The following is a 20,617-nucleotide window of genomic DNA, read 5'->3' on the forward strand; positions in this document are numbered from 1 at the left end:
TTAAAATTAATGTAGGAGCGTTACGCATGAAAGCACTTAAGAATTTTACCAATGACAGACTTGTTAAATCACCTGATGTACTGAATAGAGTGAAGAAATTCACTCTTATCGAACTATTGGTGGTAATTGCGATTATCGCAATTCTTGCATCATTGCTTTTACCGGTATTATCCAAGGCCAGGGAGAAAAGTAGGCAGGCAGCATGTTTATCCAATGAGAAACAGAATATTACGGGTTACCATATGTTTGCTTCGGACAATGATGGAAAATTTCCTTTGTCACCCGGAAAAGGCCTACACGAAAATGTAGGTAACGGCTCAGGCTACGGCTCATTTCCTTCATATGCTGACCGTTACTATGGTTTAGGTCGACTCTATAAAGATTACAATATTGATCCTCATGTATTCTACTGTCCGTCCGATGAGCTTGTTACGTATGACGGTCCTAATGGCTGGAAATATCATACAGGGAGTTGGAGTGGGGTTTGGCTTGCCGTTAGCTACTTTACAAGGGTAACAGATAAAGATCAACAGATATTATCAACAACGCATGACCCCGGTATGGCAATTATTTCCGATCCTCTTTCACTACGAGTAGGAGGGCCTAAGTATTATGACGGACCCCTCCATAGAAATGGGTTTAATGTTGCATATGTTGATGGTTCGGCGAAACATGTTTTAAACTCAGGGAATTTGATGGCTATACCAGAACACCATAGAGACTGGAACAATCATAATATTATATGGGAACTGATGGATAGAGATTAACTAAAGATCGGTTGAAACCGTACAATAAGCGCTTGGGACGATGAGTGGAAGAAAATCACCCACTTCTAAAAAGTAGGCAGCCCCAATCGAAAAAATTAATAAAAGAACATAGCATGAACACCCAAAAAATAATAACCATGCTCACGGTAGTTGCCCTGGCCCTGGCCGGCCAGTTATCAGCTGCAGAAAACTCCAAGCCGCTTGCGGTGAGCAAGTCGAAACCGAACATCATTCTGGTTTTGACCGATGATATGGCGTGGGGAGAGTTGGGAATGAGCGGCAATCCAAAGATCAAAACGCCCAATATTGATCGACTCTCTAAAGAGAGCCTTCGATTCACAAACTTTAATGTTGCTCCTACGTGCGCACCCTCAAGAGCTCAGATTATGAGTGGTAAACATGAATTTTCTGTTGGGGTGACTCATACGATATTAGATCGTATGAACCTCAGGGATGATATAACCATACTTCCTCAAATAATGAAACAAGGCGGTTATCAGACCGGTATGGTTGGTAAATGGCATCTTTCAGAACCCGGTCACAAAACAGGTCTGACAGGGAAACCGTTGGAGCCTCATCGTCGTGGGTTTGATACAGCGATCTACACCTTCAATCAGTTAGGGCGATTTAACCCGACTCTATCTCACAATGGAAAGAATAGTAAATATGAAGGTTATTGTGGGGATGTTGTTTTTGATGAGGGGATAAAATGGATGGAGTCCTGCTCAAAAGAAAAGCCCTATTTTGCCTACCTTGCGACCAGTATACCTCATACCCCACTAGCGGCCCCACAGCGCTACAAAGACTTGTATTCGGGTGCCAAGCTGAAAAATAATGAAAAAAACTACTATGCTATGATATCCGCAGTTGATGAGAATATAGGGAAGTTGATGACGTGGATGGCGAGTCGCAAAGACGATCGGGAGACCATTTTAATCTTTATGACAGATAATGGTCATGCCATTTCCGGACCAGACGGTGCTGGGCATAGTCGCGATGGAAGGTTGAAGAAGAACGGGCTCTATAATTTTGGTTTCCGTGGGGGAAAAACTCAATCATGGCGGGGTGCGACTTGTGTGCCATTCTTGATCCGGTGGCCTGGAGTGACGACCTCGAATACAGAAAATAACACCTTGGCAAGTGGGATGGATATTCTTCCGACCTTTGCAGAAATTGCCGGAGTAGGCATAGATGATCTGGGGGTTCAAGGAGTGAGCCTGCTGCCTGATATTAAGGGTGAAAAATCAAACGTCACTAAAGACCGGTTATTGTTTAGTCATGTAGGCCGATGGAACGCCAGTGATCTTATGGAAACTTATAAATATAGATATGCAGCTATATTCAACAATCGCTACAGGTTGACCTGGGGAGAAAAAGGACACCCGGAGCTAAAAGATTACCTAAATGATCGTGAAGAGGAGAAGGATATAACATCAGAACACCCAGAGCTGGTTCAGCGATTCAAACAAGAGTATGAGAAATGGTGGGAAGCTGCAAAAACAGGAATGGTCAATGATCTTCATCAGCTCAAAACGGGAAAAATAAAGCGCCGCAAGGGAGGCGATTAGAGACCTTCGTCGCTGCATCTTTGCGGGCATCCACTAAGCAATCTCTCGGAAGCTACCGCTGGATTGTGTGGGCAGTATCCCCTGTCACCATAGCGAGTGGCGGTGAAAATACCGCATTTCAAGAACTCTCGGTTGAAACCGTAAAATAGGGGTCTAGGGACAATAGTCGGATGGTGCGTTCTTCACTATTTCGAATCACATTTTTTCAAAGGAAAAAATCGAATCGGAGACCTAAGCGACGGCTTCGATTATGGTAATCCGTAGATCCCAAGTCGCCTAAAGGAAAATTCAAAGGTAAGTTGCTAAAGTTGAACGTGAAATGATTTCAGCAGCGTTCGAAAAAATTAATAAAGGGATATAGCATGATCACCCAAAAAATAACAACCATGCTCGCAGTAGCTACCCTGCCCCGTGCGGGTCAGCTATCTGCCCTGAAAATTTTCACCTTGCCCCGGACGAAAAAGCTCACCGACTAAAAAAAGTGTTACGCCCTGCCTCCCCCTGCCTCTTAAGTTTAAGTATCATGCTTAAATGATGAAATTTAATACTTAAAATTAATGTAGGAGCTCTGCGTATGAAAGTTTTCACTCTAATTGAAGGCTAAATATTGGCTAAGACCGTGGGCAAAAATATAAAGCAATTACTGTGACAAATACTTGGGACTTTTGTAATATTCCTCGTACCAGTTCCTCAAGTTTTACCAGCTCGTGAAAAAAACAACATCCTGTTTTGTCTTTTATAGATTCCCGCTAAACCAATACATAAACCCTAAGCAAAAATTCTTACACTTCCCATAGCCTATTTGCTAGAAAATAGACCAAAATATACTAGCTCAGTTAAACCCTAATATAGATTACTTTATGCGCTTTATTTCACTTTTAATTCTCCTTGCGATCAACGCAATGGCCTCGCAACCAAATATACTAATTTTCTCAAAAACGGCTGGTTTTAGGCACGATTCCATTGAAGTTGGAGCTCAAGCCTTAAGTCAACTACTTGAAAAAAATGACTATAATTGCATACACTCAGAAGATAGTCAGCTTTTTAATGATAAAAATTTAAAACAATTCCGCGCAATTATTTTCTTGAGCACTACGGGTGATATTTTAAACAAAGAACAACAATTAGCATTTCAGCGTTTTATCCAAGCTGGAGGTGGTTTTGTTGGCATTCATGCTGCTAGTGATACCGAGTATAACTGGGCTTGGTACATGCGCTTAATCGGGGCACAATTTTCTAGTCACCCACAAACACAAACTGCTGTTCAAGAAAAATGTGCCTGCGAGCACCCCTCCACGGATTTTTTACCCAATCGTTGGAGTCGTAAAGATGAATGGTATAATTTCAAAAATTTCTCTCCCAATATCACCCCACTCCTCAACTTAGATGAATCAACTTATCAAGGAGGTCAGAATGGCGACTACCATCCCTCGGCTTGGTTTCAAGAATACGATGGCGGGCGAATGTTTTATACCGCTGGTGGGCACACCAAAGAATCTTTTAAAGAACCCCTCTTTCTCAAGCACATCTTAGGGGGGGTCGACTACGTCTGCTCAGGACCTGAAATAGACTACAATAAGGTTTTACCCGATGATGAAAATTTTTCAATAAAAGAATTGAGCTCAGGTTTAGAGGACCCTATTGCAATTGCGGTCAGCGCAAGTGATCAAGTCTTCATTATTGAGCGCAAGGGTGCTGTAAAACTTCAAGCTCAGGGCCAAACGAAAAAAATATTTCAGCTCGATGCCATACATAAAGAGATCGCTCAAGGTGGCGATAATATCGCCAAAGAATGCGGAGGCCTTGGAATCGCTTTAGATCCAGATTTTTCACAAAATCAATATATCTATATTTATTATTCGCCAAAAGAAAAGTCGTGTAATCGTCTGTCTCGCTTTACTTTTAAAAACAATACTTTGATTAACGAGGTCAAAATTCTAGATGTCGATACTGATCGCACTCATCAAACCTGCCACGAAGGTGGTAGCTTAGCCTTTGGCAATAATCGTCAACTCTTTATTTCCACAGGAGATAACACCAACCCCTTTGCCTCCAATGGTTCTGCTCCAATTAACGAGAAGCCCGAGCAAAAATTTTACGACGCTCAACGTTCGGCTGCAAATAGTAATGATCTACGTGGATCCATTTTACGGATCACAATTAATAAAGATGCTAGTTACAGCATCCCGGCGGGAAACCTTTACCCACAAGGACAAGCTAAAACACGGCCCGAGATTTATATCAAAGGCTGCCGTAACCCCTATAAAATGTCGCTTGACAAGGATACTGAGACTATTTATTGGGGAGAAGTTGGCCCCGATGCCAGCAATAATTCTAGACGTGGTCCCATGGGTTATGACGAATTAAACCGTGCTAAGCGTGCTGGTTATTATGGTTGGCCCTACTTTGTCGGTGATCAAGCTTATAGTGACTTTGATTTCAAAACAGCTCAGGTTTCGGCACCCTTTGCCAATCCCGCTAGTAATGATTCTCCCAATAATACGGGGCTGAATAAACTACCTGAGTTTAATGCCCCAATTTTAATGTATCCCTATAAAAAGCTTGATAACTTTCCTGATTTAGGCAATGGCAGTCGTAATGCCATGGCAGGCCCTTTTTATAATCAACAAATGCGCAGCAAAAGTTTTCCCGCCTACTTTGATGAGACTCTTTTCTTTTATGATTGGGCCCGCGCAAAAATCTTCCTCATAAAATTTAATGAACAAAATAAAATCCATTCTCTGACGCCCTTTTTGAGTAATCATTCTTTAGTTCATCCTATAGATATTCAACAAAGCCCAAAGGGAGAAATCTATATTTTGAATTATGGTTCTGGTTGGTGGAATAATAACGATGGTACACTCAAGAAAGTTACTTTTGAGGGCTTTAATCGTCGACCCATCATTAGTATGAGCGCTGATAAGCGTGATGGTCCCCTTCCCTTACAAGTTCAATTCTCAGCTCGCGATAGCTATGATAAAGATGGCGATAATTTAACTTATCACTGGGATTTTGGCAATGGTCAGAGTTCGCAGGAAATCAATCCAAAAATCACCTACACTAAGCCTAGTATTTATACTGTAAAATTAACCATAAAAGATAGTGCTGGTAAAATGAGCACTAAACAAATACAAATTTTTGCTGGCAATGAACGGCCACAGGTCGAACTCCTAAGTCTGAGTACCGGCCCTAAGCTGTTTACATGGGGTAAAGAAATAAGCTATGTGGTCAAGGCTACAGATAAAGAAGATGGCCTTATTGATCCCAGTTTAATTGAAGTCACTGCGGAGTATCGCCCAGATGGCTCCCTCCCCACCACTAATGATGAGCTTGCAGACCCACGCCTTGAAGGAATGAATCTATTACATGAAGGAACTCAACTGATCGTCTCTAATAATTGCTTGACTTGTCACCAATCACAAGCTAAGTCGATTGGGCCTTCTTATGCGCAAATCGCAGAAAAATACGCTGATAGTGCCAAAAATAGGAATTACCTTATCAAAAAATTAAAAACTGGTGGTAATGGCGCTTGGGGTCACATGCCCATGCCTCCACAAGCTCACATTAATGATGATAAACTCAATAAAATGGTCTCTGCAATCATGGAGATGGCTAAGCCATCCAACTTAATTAGTAAAGGCAAAAACGGTCGCCTACGCTTTATCGAAAAACCCAAAAAACAGCGCGATAGCCAAGGCATTTATGTTGTCAAAGCCAGCTATAAAGATAAGGGCAATTCTTTGGTGCCAAGCCTCATGGGTACATCAAAGACCTTTGTACTCTCTCCAGCCATTTTAATCGATGACAACAAGGCCGTACTAAATACACGTCAAGCTATCATTGATGGTACTCATGCCCGCAAGGAAGGTGATCATAATATTGGTTATTATGAAAATATCGATACGTCTATCTATTGGAATTTATATGTTGATAATCCAGGTAAGTATAATGTTACCTTGTACCAATCTTGCCCCAAAGATAAAGCAGGTAGTAGCTTTGAACTGCAAGTTCCCGGTAGTCAATTAAAGGGGATTATTAAAGGTACTAATAACTGGACGGATTACACCAGAGTAGAACTCGGGGTGATAAATATACCTCACCCTGGCACACAAAAATTTATCTTTAAGCCTACACAAATTAATCATGGTGTCTTAGCCAATATCAAGAGCATCGTTTTACAGCGACTGAAATAGTTTAAAGTTCAATGACTAAGGTGCTGAATGAGCATCCATAAGCACCTGAGTTCATCTCTTTCCACAAAAACTTAGTTAAACAAACAACAACAAACCAAACATGATAAAAACACTCATATTCACAGTAGTTGCACTGACCATGACAAGTCAGTTATCTGCCGCCGAAACAGCTAGCAAAAAGCCCAACTTCATGTTTATCTTTGCCGATGATCAAAGCTATGAATCGATCGGTGCGTACGGACAATTGAATATAAAAACGCCGAATCTTGACCGTTTGGTGAAACGTGGGATATCATTTACCCATACCTATAATATGGGAGCTTGGGGTGGAGCAGTATGTGTTGCCAGCCGGGCCATGCTCAACTCGGGTCGCTTTGTCAACCGAGCTGAGAAAGGTGTGAAACAGTACCCGCACTGGTCTCAAATTATGAATAGCGCCGGCTATACCACGTACATGACAGGTAAATGGCACGTACACGGTAACCCGCGTTTTGACGTCATGAAGGATGTACGTGGTGGTATGCCGAACCAGACTCCAGCACGCTACAAACGTACCTTTAAGCCCGAGCTCTATGAGAGCGAGTGGTTGCCGTGGGACAAAAGACAGCAAGGGTTTTGGAGAGGCGGGACCCACTGGACTCAGGTGGTGGCCGACAATACCCTGACCTTCTTTGAAAAGGTCAAGAATGATAACAAGCCCTTCTTCATGTACCTGGCCTTTAACGCGCCCCATGACCCTCGTCAGGCTCCGAAAGAGTATGTGGATATGTACCCGCTTGATTCTATCAAAATCCCGGAGAACTATATGCCTGAGTACCCGTATGCAGCAGAGATTTGCGGAAAAAAACTACGAGACGAAGTTCTGGCACCCTATCCGCGTACGACGTATGCCGTAAAACGAAACCGTCAGGAGTACTATGCCTCCATCACCTATATGGACCACCATATCGGGCGTATGCTGGATGCTTTGGAAGCGAGTGGAAAAGCGGAAAATACCTACATTATCTTTACTGCTGACCACGGTCTGGCTGCAGGCCATCACGGACTCATGGGCAAACAGAGCATGTATGAGCACTCCATGCGTCCTCCTTTTATTGTTGTCGGGCCGGGAATCAAGCAAAATTCCAAAATTGATACGCCAATCTACCTTCAGGATGCGATGGCTACAGCAATTGAGCTGGCTGGAGTGGAGAAGCCGGCACATGTGGAATTCAAAAGTCTGATGCCTTTGATCAAGGGAGAGAAGACGGTTCAGTACGATAGGATTTACGGCAAGTATATGAACACTCAGCGCATGATTCTGAAGGATGACTGGAAACTTATCTTCTATCCACATGCGGCAAAGAAAATGCGCCTTTTCAACATTAAGAACGATCCGGCTGAGATGAATGATTTAATCGATAACCCTGAGTACGCCACAAAGATACAGGAGTTAAAGAGAGAATTTGTTGAACTTCAGAAAGAGATGGGAGATCCACTCGATGTTGATAAGCCCGGTAAACTGATTACGTGGGAGTCACAAAACAAAGGGTACGCTGACAAATTGACGCGCCATTGGGCTGCGAATAAAGGGCATAAGAATGCTGCCACAAAATCATCAAAACCACGACTGGATGCGTCGGTCAGTGCCAGTGCAAACACTGAAGGCAAACACAGACCAGAGACACTGGTGGACGGGAACTACGGCACCAAATATTTCCATGGCAACCCCACATTTCCGGCCTCCTTTGTTTTCTCATTAAAAGGGTCGTCAATGACAGCAACAACATACACCATTGTCAGTGGCAATGACATGCCTGAGCGCGATCCGAAGTCATGGGAGCTTTTGGGCTCCAATGATGGAAAAAACTGGACGTCGCTGGATAAACGTACCGATGAGCAGTTCACCTCCCGTCTTCAAGCGCGAGATTTCAAAGTAGCCACTGGTCAGGCATTCAGCAAGTACAAACTTGTGGTTACAGAATCAGTTAAAAAGTCCTCTGGTCTTCAATTCGCCGAAGTACACCTGGACACAAAGCCAGCAGCTTCAAAGGCTGAATATTAAAAAATCCTTAAAGGATATAGCATGATCACAAAAAAAATAAAAACTAGCCTCACGGTTGCTTCCCTAGTCCTTGCCGGCCAGTCATCATTCGCGAACGATAGCGATAAGCATAAGCCTGCAGGGGAGTTCGTTCAATCGAAAGAGGCCGAATCGCTAACGCCGGAGAATGCATTGCCCGTGTACGACGGCAGTTGGGAAGCACTGCAAAAGATGCCGGTCCCCGCCTGGTTTGATGACGGTAAGATAGGGATCTTCATTCACTGGGGACCTTATAGTGTGATTGGCTACCACAAGAACGGACGCGGCTATGCCGAACATGTACCCAAGATGATTTACAGGGATAAGCATAATTATTACGGCTCTATGAAGAAGCGCTGGGGCAGTAAGCCTCCAGAATTTGGATATAAGGACATTATTCCCGAGTTCAAGGCCGAAAAATGGGATCCCGACGCGTGGGCTAAACTGTTCAAAGATGTCGGCGCTAAATATGTGGTACTGACGGCAGAACACCATGATGGCTGGGCCAACTGGGATTCCGAACTTACACCGTGGAATGCCGTCGATAGAGGTCCGAAACGGGACATTGTCGGCGACCTGGGCGAAGCGGTGAAAAAACTGGGACTCAAATATGCGCCTTCTTATCACCGAGAGCGGCACCAGACTTTCTTTGCGAAGAAATCTTATACGGTGAACGCGGAGCCTCTGCCGGATATTGCGGAGGAGATAAAGCGCGTGCCTGAAGCTGCCTCCCTCTATGGCCCATTTGGCGTAACGAAAGCATTTGTCGATGACTACGTGGCGCGTTGGAAGGAAATCCAGGAGAAATACCATCCCGACTTTCTGTGGATGGATGACTTCCCGATCTATACCCGTGATGGCAACAATGTGCGAGCAGGAGTCGCTAGACCGGAGGTCAAATATTTCGACGACCAAGTCCGAGGCATGATCACCGACTTCATGAACCACGGTGCTGCGCGTGGACAGGCGGTCTACGTGAACAACAAGGGTGGCAACCGCAACTGGCCGGATGGGGTCGGGTGTCTCGAGAAGGACAACCTGAAGCTCAAGGTGATCGGTCCAAAGTGGCAAAGCTGCACGACCTTTGGCACCTCTTTTGGCTTCCTCGAAAATGATCAATATAAATCTATAAAAAACATTATCCACGAGATGATCGAGGTCGTCAGTCGCAACGGAAACTTCTTGGTCAACATCGGGCCGAAAGCCGATGGGACGATTCCGGAGCCGCAGATGGAGCGTTTGCGTGCCATGGGCGAGTGGTTAAAAATCAATGCCGCTGCTATTTATGGTAGTCGTTACTGGAAAGTCTGTGGTCAGAAGCGTGACCATATCGCCTTCACCACCAACGGAAAGAAGCTCTACGCGATCAAGCTGCAAGAACCGAAGGCCGCTTTCACCATCACCGGCACGGCAGGCTGGAGCGCGGAGCAGATTCAGGGCGTTCGCTTGTTAGGCTCGGATGCTACAATTGCATGGCAGATGACTGAACAAGGCCTACGCATTACACCGCCCGCAGACTTGGGCACGAGCATGTACGCATGGACTTTTGAGATCATGACTGACGAGGAGCAGCATACCCCCAACGTGATCGTCAAGAGCGCTGCGATAGCCCTGAAGGGAACGAAGCAGGTCGATCTTGACGGGTACCATCATGGTCCGGCTCGTCACCCAAAGGTAAAGCCTTTCATCATCGAAGGAGCCGCGATAAGCACCGAAGTATCGTCAAAAAGAGATGGATTTAAGAAAATATCAGCCCCAAAGGCATCTGAATATCAGGTATATTCAAATCAGCCAACGAACAATGACCCCATTGCGACTTTGACCGATGGTAAACTTAGTAATGGCTTCGGTCCCATTTTTGGCAATGGCACCCACAATGGAGCTTACAAAATGGATCTCGGCACGGTTAAAGAAGTGTCTGCTATTACGACTTGGTCGGCGAATAAAAAGAATGTTCGCGGCGCACAAAAATTAGTGATCTATGCGAGTCGCTCGGAGACCGACCCCGGTTGGGATCTAAGTAAGTACAGCGTATTGGGAATCATCGACACAGGTAAGGCGAAAGAGACCTTCGTCGCTGCATCTTTGCGGGCATCCGCTAAGCAATCTCTCGGAAGCTACCGCTGGATTGTGTGGGCAGTATCCCCTGTCACCACAGCGAGTGGCGGTGAAAATACCGCATTTCAAGAACTCTCGGTTGAAACCGTAAAATAAGGGTCTGGGGACGATAGTCGGATGGTGCGTTCTTCACTATTTCGAATCACATCTTTTCAAAGGAAAAATCGGATTTTCAGTGGAATGTTCTGCATGATTTCCATTAAGACTTAGTTAAATAAACAACAAGGAATGAAATAAAATGAAAGAAAAAAACAAATATCACCTCCAGCTTGTGCTGGCGCTAATAATGGCCCTGCCATTTATGACGGCAAGAGCCGATGAAATAGCTGACAGCGCTATGGATAAACTTTGGGGAGAACGCCTCGAACTCGATGCCGGTGAACGCGGCTCCTGGTTCAAACAGGCAAAATATGCCATGTTTATTCATTGGGGCCTTTACTCAGAATTAGCGGGTGACTGGAAGGGAAAGACCTATTTTGGAATTGGCGAATGGATCATGAATAAGTATTTGGCGGGTATATCGGTTGATGATTACCGCGCTTTAGCAAAGGATTTCAATCCGGTAAAATTTGATGCCAAGGCATGGGTTAGCTTAGCTAAGCAGTCGGGCATGAAATATATTGTCATTACGGCTAAGCATCACGATGGTTTTGCCATGTATGGCTCAAAAGCGAGTTCATATAACATCGTTGATGCCAGTCCCTTCAAACGCGATCCGCTGAAAGAACTGGCAGATGAGTGCCGCAAGCAGGGCTTAGGCTTTGGCTTTTATTACTCTCAGTATCAGGATTGGAACGAAAAAGATGCCTATGGTAATGCATGGGACTTTAATCCTAAAGATGCTCAGTTTGATAAATATTTCAAAGAGAAGTGTGAACCACAGGTGAGAGAATTAGTAACTCAATACGGTGATTTGGCGGTATTATGGTTTGATACACCAGGTAAGATGACTAAAGAGCACTCAATGGCCTTGGTTAATTTGGTGAGAGAACATCAGCCCCGTTGCCTAATCAACAGTCGCATTGGTAATGGCGTTGGTGATTATTCATCTCTAGGTGATATGGAGATCCCACCCGAGAATGTCGGAGGTCTATGGGAATGTGTTGATACGACGAATAATTCTTGGTCCTATGCTTGGTATGATCAGAACTGGAAAAGCACGAAACAAATTGCTAAGAATGTAATTTCAGTGGTGGCCCGTGGGGGTACCTATATGCTCAATATCGGTCCTCGTAGCGATGGATCCATTCCTGTGAATGCTCAGGAATCTTTACTTGGTGCGGGCAAATGGATCAAAAGTCACGCTGCGACAATCTATGGTGCGCAAGCATCTCCTTGGGAGAAAGCTTTTTCATGGGGTGATGTAACGGTAAAAGGGAATAAGCTTTACCTCCATGTTTTCAAATGGCCAAGCAGTGGCAAAATTTATCTGCCTGGACTCAGCAACTCGATTAGTGAAGCTTCTATTATTGGTTTATCCTCTCAAATAACAATTGCTAAAGAAGGCGATTGGACCGTAGTCAACATACCGAAAATTCAACCCAATGATATGATACCCGTGATTCAGTTGAACCTAAAGGGTGAACTAAAAGTGGATCATGGACTTGCTTTTGATGGTGAGACTCCTGCTTCGCTCTTATCGGTTTTTTCGAAAACAAAGAATTGCGAAGTCAAGCAACTACGTTGGATGGAGAAGTTTGGTGAGTGGAAGCATGCCGAGATGGTGAATGGCTGGAGCGAGTCCTCTGAGGTGACCTGGGAAGTCAATCTTAGAAAGCCAGGTAAATACGCCTTGGAGATGACTTATTCCTGTGATGACAAAGCTGATTTTAGTGAATTTGAAATTTTAACCGGTTTGCAAGCCATGACGATCCAAGCCTTGGATACGGGCGATCGCACACCTTCCAAGCGCATGTTTGGACGAGGTCTTTTACCGCGTGTGCGAACACTTCGCTTAGGTGTTGTGGAGTTTGATAAAGCGGGTAAGCAAAAAGTCATATTCAAAACAAAGAAAGGGACTTTTGAAGGCTTTAACCTGAAAGCGCTGGAATTAAAAAAATACCAGTAAGTAGGCCAATTGTTTGTGAGCGTAAATGCTTTAAAGCTGACACAGCTTGCCACCATGATCATTTACGTTCACAAACCACCATAATTGCAGTCGGAAAGGTAGCTGACTTAAGCTTTTCAGAGCATGAACAATTACTGAATTATTTACATGACCGAAGAAGATAGTCGCGCAAAAAATGATTATGTATACTACCTCAAATAAAAATTAACTCTCATCAATCTAACTATTCAAATAAATGAGATTTTTTATATATGAAAATTTTTGCTCTATCAGCTATCCTTTATAATTCACTTTTAGTTGGGACAAATTACAAAGTAAGAAAATTGTTGATCAAAGTTGTACCCAAGAGATTTATTGTACTTATCTTGCTGGCATTTGGTCCTGCTGCACTAGCAGCGGATCGTCCAAACATCGTCATCATTCTCGCTGACGATGCGGGATTCTCGGATCTTGGCTGTTTCGGCGGGGAAATAGAGACTCCCAACCTTGACTCTCTGGCAGCCAAAGGGCTTCGCTTCACCGAGTTTTATAACTCGGCACGCTGTTGGCCGAGCCGAGCTGCCCTCATGACCGGGAGTTATGACAATTATCTCAATAAAAACCGCATAACCATACCTCAGGTTCTTAAGACAACGGGATATAAAACGGCCATGGTTGGAAAATGGCACCTTGGAGGGAAAAGCTTTGATCCAAACGGTCCGAACGCTCCGATGAATCGGGGATTCGATGACTTTTACGGCACCCTGCATGGAGCTGGTTCCTATTATGATCCAATGACTCTGACCCGCAATAGAAAGAGCATGGAGCCCGACCATGAGAGCTTTTACTACACCGACAAGATCGGCGAGGAGGCTGTTCGCCAGATCAAAGCTCTGGCCAAAGCTGAACAACCCTTCTTCCAATATATTGCCTTCACTGCACCACATTGGCCCATTCACGCTCCGGAAAAAACCATTCAGAAGTATATCAAACGATACGAGGGTGGCTGGGAGAAACTGCGCAAAGACAGGTATACGCGCATGCTCAAGATGGGGATCATTGATGAAAAGCGCTTCCCTTTGCCGCCGATGGAGCCGAACGTCAAACCATGGGACAAGGTGGATCATAAACCCTGGCGCATCCGCAACATGGCCGTCTATGCCGCAATGGTTGACCATATGGACCAGGCTATCGGCCGAGTCATTGATGCTCTGAAAAGCTCCGAACAATTTGACAATACATTCATCTTCTATTGTCACGACAACGGTGCCTGTTCTGAAGTACTTCACGGAAATGGCTGGGGTACTGCCGACAACATCCTGGCCAAGGTCAAACAACAGGGCAAAAAGCTTGCCGTGGGCAATGTTAACAGCGTCCCCATGGGAGGACCGTTGACTTACGGCAGTGTGGGCCCGAACTGGGCCTGTACCCAGAACACTCCGATGCGCCGTTACAAGAAGAACGTTCACAATGGCGGCGCATGCACACCCGCAATCATGCACTGGCCCGTCGGTCTAAAGGCGGAACCCGGCTCCATCTCCCGGCAAAGGGGGCATGTGGTCGACTTGATGGCTACCTGCCTTGAGCTTGCAGGTGCCAAGTATCCCGAAACGCTTAACGGCATTCCCCTCAAACCGCATGCAAGCCTCTCTCTGGTTCCTGCCATCGTCGGCAAGGACCTACCGCGGGATCATGCTTATTTCTTTGATCACGGGGGCACGCACGCCCTTGTAATAGGCAATTACAAGCTTGTTCGCGAACCCAATAGCCCCTGGGAGCTCTATAACCTATCTGAGAACCGAACCGAGACCAAGAATATTGTCCGGGAACACCCTGAGGTGGTCAGCGAACTCTCCAAGCTATGGAAACGCTGGTCCACAAAAAAACTCAATTAGCAAGAGATTGCATGTAAAAAAGGGATCAATCGAGAAAAATTAAGCACCTCTCTCACGATAACTGCCCTGCCCTGTGCCGGTCAGTTGTCAGCCGCGGAAACTGCCACCACCTCCCCTAACCTTATCGTCATTTTTACCGATGATCAAGGCTACGAGGACTTGGGCTACTTCGGTGCTCCCAAAATCAAAACTCCCCATATCGACCGCATGGCAAATGAAGGCATGCGCTTTACCGACTTCTATGTAGCCAACTCGGTCTGCTCACCTTCACGGGCAGCGCTTCTGACAGCTTGTTATCCGGATCGCGTCGGAATTCCCAATATACTCTTTCCAGGCCAAAGCCTCAATCCGGAAGAAACAAGCATTGTCGATTTGCTCAAGGCCAAAGGCTACGCCAACATGTGCGTGGGTAAATGGCATATAGGTCACAAGCCGGAACGCCTCCCTACTCGTCACGTTTTTGACGCCTATTACGGCATCCCTTATAGCAATGACATGGAACTCGATCCCACTGCTATTTTTATAATCTCCTGTCCCTCTAGAATCCCCCTGTCCCTCTAGAATCTCCCTCTAGAATCTCGCTCGATGGTAACTGAAAGAAAGCTCGAGAATGAGATGTGAATTGATTCCATCCTCGGTAAGGGCGAATAAGAAACGCAGAGTTCGCCACCTTCGGCGACGCTTTGTTATTTAGGTTTTTTCCCTGGGTTCCCTACGGTCACCACAGGGCTAAAATTATTTGCCACCTTCAGCGACACCTTTTAATCGTGGGAACCTTTCTATTAATAAAATAATTTGCGGACCTCGCACTATACATCTTGCTAAGCTATCGAATGATCTCTTGATGATAGCACAAGAAAGAGGGACAATTGCCCTCCCCTTTACACTCAAGTATTACTTACTTCTTCGCTTATTATTTTATCTTACTCCACCAACTTTAATTCTTTTAATATTAAATGATTAGGTCAAAATCATTTTTCATTCAATGATTTAAGGTATTGGAAAATGGCTTCAAATTGCTTCTCGGCATCATTTCCATAATCCGGCAAAGTTGATTTACCCTCGTCATCGGCATATTTGGGCATGCGCGTGGTTGGCACAATATGAGCCGGGTTCATCATCCAGCGATGATAAAAATCATTATTTAAGCGATCAGCTGAGTATTGAAGATTGACGCCCTTGACCTCAAAGGCCGCCATGGCTTTCTCGATCCCCACATCATGACAAATGATACATCCAAAGCCACCAGTACCCACGAGCTTTTTACCCACGGTGAATTGCTCAGAACTGCCTTGCTCGTCTTCATTTAATTGATATGTCCCATGCTCTAAGGCCATGCTTTTGGCTAATTTTTCTGCTCTTGCAGGGAAGCTTGGCATGCGCGCTAGCAACCATTCTCTACTATTGTATTCAAGGCTTCCATCCAAGTACTTTTGTAAAGTATGCTTTTGAATTTTTTCACCTGCATAAGTCAACTGCGGACGACTTTGATCTAAGTGGCCACGGTCTTTATGATGAGTTTTTAAATCCTTGATATCATTGGCAAAGGATTCCCACTTTGCGGCTGCATTATCTCGACTATGGCAGGCATTGCAATTGAGAGTTTCGATTTGTCTCTCACTGAATTCATGGGGTGACTGCGATTCTATAGCATGCTTTTTGTCATTAAATAGAGTTCTAAATACATATTTATCTTTGCCAGTAAAGCCAAAGTTTATTTTAGGTCTCCAGCCCAGGCATCCCTTGCGTTTTCCTTCGAGATCTTCGAAGGGAATTGCCGCAAAATGATTTTCATGATCACCACCATGACAGTTGATACATCCACGTTCAGAAAAGAGCTGTTTACCCAATGATTTATCGGCTTTAAAATCTGCAATCTGCGACGCACCTGACTTTTTCAATAAGTAGGCACTTAAATCGGAGGCCTCAGTTTCGGATAATTTAAAGTTGGGCATTTTTGTCCATTTAAACAATTTCTCAGGTGATAAGAGGTAGTCCTTAAGCGCCTGACTTTTAAACTTATTTGCCACATTACTGAGCAATAGACGTTCGCCTTTAATCTGTGTTTCTTCAGGTCGAGTGTGACAAGAGATACATCCCAGATCATAGAAGAGCTCGGCTCCAATTGTGCTGTTTCCTTTGATCGACTCAGACTTATCTTCCTCCATTTCACTCGCAAGAAATTCCGCAATATGTTTTGCTTCCTGTTCATTCGCCAGGGATGGCATATTGCTGTGCTGATTGAATTTCTTGGGGTTGGCAATCCACTCCGCCATCCAATTTTTATTTAAACGCCCGCCAACATTGACTAAGGAAGGTGAATCCATATAAAATTCCGGCATTAAATTCTTGTCATCCGTTTTGTGGCAGGAAATACAACGCGACTCAGCCATTTTTAAACGTCCATCTCGCATGCGTTTAAACTCATCTGCCATGGCATTTATTTTGTGACGCAAGCTATTTGGACTTATGGGACCTAAGGGAAACTTCTTACCTTGCCATTTGAGGTTAAAATAAGATTCTTGCTCGGTAGTGGATTTGAAAGTCAATTTAAATTTGTGCGCACCCGGGGCCAATTGTATGTGATCTGAACTAATTGTCTTGTTGAATTCCTTGCCTGCAAGAACCGTTTTGCCATTTAATTCAAAATGAAAATCCCCCTTCAGCAAAGTACTAAATTTAACTTTATCATTCTCGGAAGAAATCAAGTAACCTTCATAAGTTTGGCTAAAAGGTCCCTGACCTAAAAATGGACTCGGCAAGCTTCCCTTCTCAAGTTGCAGGGTAAGCAAACGAGATACTTTCACGTCGTATTCCCAGTCATTGGAGCTCTTCATTTCGAGAGCCGCCCCCAAGGGATAAGTATTAATTTTTTCCTGCAACTCAAGATCCGCAACAGAAATCATGTCCGCAAGTTCTCTATTGTCTTCAGCTAATTGATAAATGGTATTATATATCTGTGAATTTAGCTCCTGCCCCCCTGCTGTTTTCACTGCATAACTCACTTTCATATTATCGGCTGGCTTCATGTTGTGAAGCTTTAGAAAAACCGTTTTTTGATCATCCAAGAGTGTAACGGCTTTGACGTATACCTTTTCACCATCCTGATTTTTTGGAAAGCCAATGCGCCCCACTGCTTTACTCTGACGCTTTTTAAATTCTTCCAAAACCTTTTCAGGCGTATCTGTTGCAAAATGAGCTGAACCATACTGTTCGGAGTAAAGGTAGTTCCATCTTTCAACGGAGTAGTTATCTAAACTTTTCACTGATTGCTCATCGAGTTTTTCATTAAAAGTTAAGTAGAGGCCTTGAGTCGTTGATCTGACTTCAAGTGGGCGAAGCATCTTTTTACCCTTGTAGCGCACACGGTTTATAGCTGTATTCAAAGTGGCGTTGGTCTGCCAGCCTTTGAAGCCTGTAATAATAGCCTCTTCACTTTTTATTGGATTAAAACGTATGCGCATGCCAGATGACATTAATTGAATGGGCAACTCAACAACGCCACCCTGAGTCTGGCCATTAACCTCCTCTTGAAATACTGTGTAGGCCTTACTCTGGCCATAGGATAAATGAATTAAGTTACCACCTAAATCACCCCAGGAGTTTTCGGGAACCCAAACTTGACCTCCGCCGGAATTGTCCAAACTGATGGGAAGATAACACAAGGGATCTTGATATTTATCTGTCTCTTTCATACCATTTCCAGGATGCAGGACACCAGCATAGTCGCCCTTTTTAAGATAATTGATTTTACAGGCTTGTACGTAAGTCCCCTCATTTTCCCCAGTCGTGGCTATTGTTCCTTCCTCATTGATCGCCATGCCCCCTGGTGCCCGTAAACCACTGGCAAAAATTTCTGAATTTTTGCCATCAGCGCTAACCTTATAGACTACGCCATGATGCTCGTGAGTCTCGTCAAAACCGCGACCACCATGGAGAACTGGAGCCGCCTTAGCAAAATAGAGATTGCCATATTTATCGGCGTCTAAATCAAAAGTAAACTCGTGAAAGTTTTTAGTGATCTTGCAATCATTATTAAAATTCTCATAGAAGTCAGCTTCCCCATCCTTGTTGAGGTCATGTAAACGGGTGATTTGATCTTTACCGTTGACAAAGATTTCATCATTCACAATGCATAGGCCTAGGGTCTCATTCATACCTGCAGCAAAGCGTTTCCACTCTACATTTTGAAGATCATCATTTAGATTAGATACGATCCAAACATCGCCATTCCAAGTACAAAAAGCCGCCTTATCACCATCCGAAAAGTAATCAAAACCAGCGATTCTCATGAATGAGCCCCAGGGATTTTTTTCGGGAATGGGGATTTGATCAACGATAAAATAATCTGACTCGTAGCCCTTCAATTCCCCCTTCATATTGATCACTTGAGGCCAACGAGCATCGCTACCTTGAGTATAACTTTGCAAATCACCTCGAGTTTTAATTTCACTCAATGGCTTTGCGGAATAGGATACGGAAAAATGAAGATCTTTCGATCCTGCTGGAATACGAATAAAGTGGAGACCCTGACCATTATTCTCAATTTTAAATTCAGATGCCTTAATAAAGTAATTTTTACCAAGTTTAAGATCTTTATTATCAATTACTTTTAAAAGTAACTCTTCTTTACTTGCAGCAATACTAAAATGACGCGTAAAAACGCCCTCATTATTAAGCTCTGGCATTTCAAAAACAGAGCTTACCTTATCCCCTACAGTGTAGGAATAAACGAGTGAATCTCCGTGGAGATAATAACCTTTATAATGCACGTAATTTTTAGGCAATGGACCAAAGTCCTTTTCCCTTGGATCCTGCCATGAGCCCTTGTAAGCCCAAGCCAAACTTGGCGATGAAGATAAATACATATCGCCCTCAATAATCGAATTCCCCCCATGAGCCCCATCCCAAGGTGTGCCCTTGAAGGAAATGCGACCTGCACTCAGGTAGCGAAAGTTCATTGAACCTGAGTCGTAATAAGCCGTGACTTTATTTTTCCGCTGATTAAACTCGATGGCATGACCGCGTAAAATAACCGGGTCATCTTTATAGGAAACTACCTGAGAAACTACAGGTCCGAAATCGTAGGTATTGTACCAGGGACTCGCCATCACTTGAAATAAGCAAGAGCTAAGCAAAGCAAATAAAGTTTTCTTGAACATAAGGCCTCTATAAAATTGGAATTAAACTTTCTATTCCTAGAGGAACCAAACTCAAAAGCGTAACACTAAATAAACTAAAACTCGATAAATTTCACCCTAGCCTATCAGAGAAATATAAAACTCAGTAAATGATGAGATAAAAATACTACAAAAAATTAGCAATGTAGTGAAATTATCACGAAAGGTAAATATGGATCATTTTAGAAAACCCCTTTCAGCAAATAGATAAGCTTTAACAATAAAACCTTGACTAACTCACCCTTGAAATTCTCTAATCATTTAAAATTAATCAACATGTCAAAAAACAGCCAAAAAGGTTTCAAAACTACCCAAAAAGGGATCATTTTCTTGCTTAGATGATTGTCTGGGGGACATGGTGTCGCAGGTTCAAATCCTGTCGTTCCGACTTTGACAATCAAGCACTTACAGAAATGTGAGTGCTTTTTTGTTCAAAAAAAAGCTTGCAAAACTCAAGATTGCCCTTCCGCTCGTCGATGGCTAGCAAACCTCGAAGGGATGGGGACAGCGTCCCTACACTTCCGACTCAATTCTTTTATGGGATCGCTGAGCTCCTGCTCGGCATCAACTCCAGAATAAACTTCCTCAACCTCTTCCGCCCGCGGTGGCAGCCGCAACCCGCTGTTAAGCGAAGCCCTTAGACTCATTCCATCTTTGCGGACAACGCAATTCAAAACTGCTCGGCATGTCTTTCTTGGCGCCTTAGCATCTTGACGTGAAATATTATATCCATTTTGTTGTCGGATTAGAACATGGAATTGTCTCTAGGACTCTCTCGCGAAGACGC

General features: G+C 44.1%; 9 protein-coding genes. 8 read left to right on the forward strand and 1 reads right to left on the reverse strand.

Annotation, left to right across the window (positions count from 1 at the left end):
- Positions 1 to 26: 26 nt before the first annotated feature.
- From LNTAR_RS27955 to LNTAR_RS11880, 8 genes are all read left to right on the forward strand, one after another.
- Entirely contained in the window at positions 27 to 767 is a 741-nt protein-coding gene (locus LNTAR_RS27955; RefSeq protein ID WP_007278950.1) for a type II secretion system protein, read from the forward strand.
- A 44-nt stretch (positions 768 to 811) separates the two neighbouring features.
- Entirely contained in the window at positions 812 to 2,335 is a 1,524-nt protein-coding gene (locus LNTAR_RS11850; protein WP_202944947.1) for an arylsulfatase, read from the forward strand.
- Between the two features lie 860 nt (positions 2,336 to 3,195).
- Positions 3,196 to 6,528, forward strand: a complete 3,333-nt coding sequence (locus LNTAR_RS11855; RefSeq protein ID WP_007278952.1) for a ThuA domain-containing protein — start codon at positions 3,196 to 3,198, stop codon at positions 6,526 to 6,528.
- Positions 6,529 to 6,628: 100 nt separating this feature from the next.
- Entirely contained in the window at positions 6,629 to 8,572 is a 1,944-nt protein-coding gene (locus LNTAR_RS11860) for a sulfatase-like hydrolase/transferase (RefSeq protein ID WP_007278953.1), read from the forward strand.
- A 21-nt stretch (positions 8,573 to 8,593) separates the two neighbouring features.
- Positions 8,594 to 10,804, forward strand: coding sequence for an alpha-L-fucosidase (locus tag LNTAR_RS11865; RefSeq protein WP_007278954.1), 2,211 nt, complete (start codon positions 8,594 to 8,596; stop codon positions 10,802 to 10,804).
- A gap of 142 nt (positions 10,805 to 10,946) precedes the next feature.
- Positions 10,947 to 12,776: an alpha-L-fucosidase gene (locus LNTAR_RS11870; protein WP_007278955.1), complete on the forward strand. Its 1,830-nt coding sequence runs from the start codon at positions 10,947 to 10,949 to the stop codon at positions 12,774 to 12,776.
- Positions 12,777 to 13,027: 251 nt separating this feature from the next.
- Positions 13,028 to 14,650: an arylsulfatase gene (locus LNTAR_RS11875; protein WP_007278956.1), complete on the forward strand. Its 1,623-nt coding sequence runs from the start codon at positions 13,028 to 13,030 to the stop codon at positions 14,648 to 14,650.
- Positions 14,651 to 14,734: 84 nt separating this feature from the next.
- A complete protein-coding gene (locus LNTAR_RS11880; RefSeq protein ID WP_007278957.1) occupies positions 14,735 to 15,211 on the forward strand; it encodes a sulfatase-like hydrolase/transferase in 477 nt (158 codons plus the stop codon).
- A gap of 410 nt (positions 15,212 to 15,621) precedes the next feature.
- Here the strand turns inward: LNTAR_RS11880 and LNTAR_RS11885 are convergent, their stop codons facing one another.
- Positions 15,622 to 19,812, reverse strand: a complete 4,191-nt coding sequence (locus LNTAR_RS11885) for a cytochrome c (RefSeq protein ID WP_007278958.1) — start codon at positions 19,810 to 19,812, stop codon at positions 15,622 to 15,624.
- Positions 19,813 to 20,617: the final 805 nt, after the last annotated feature.

The organism is Lentisphaera araneosa HTCC2155 (assembly GCF_000170755.1).
GTDB lineage: Bacteria > Verrucomicrobiota > Lentisphaeria > Lentisphaerales > Lentisphaeraceae > Lentisphaera > Lentisphaera araneosa.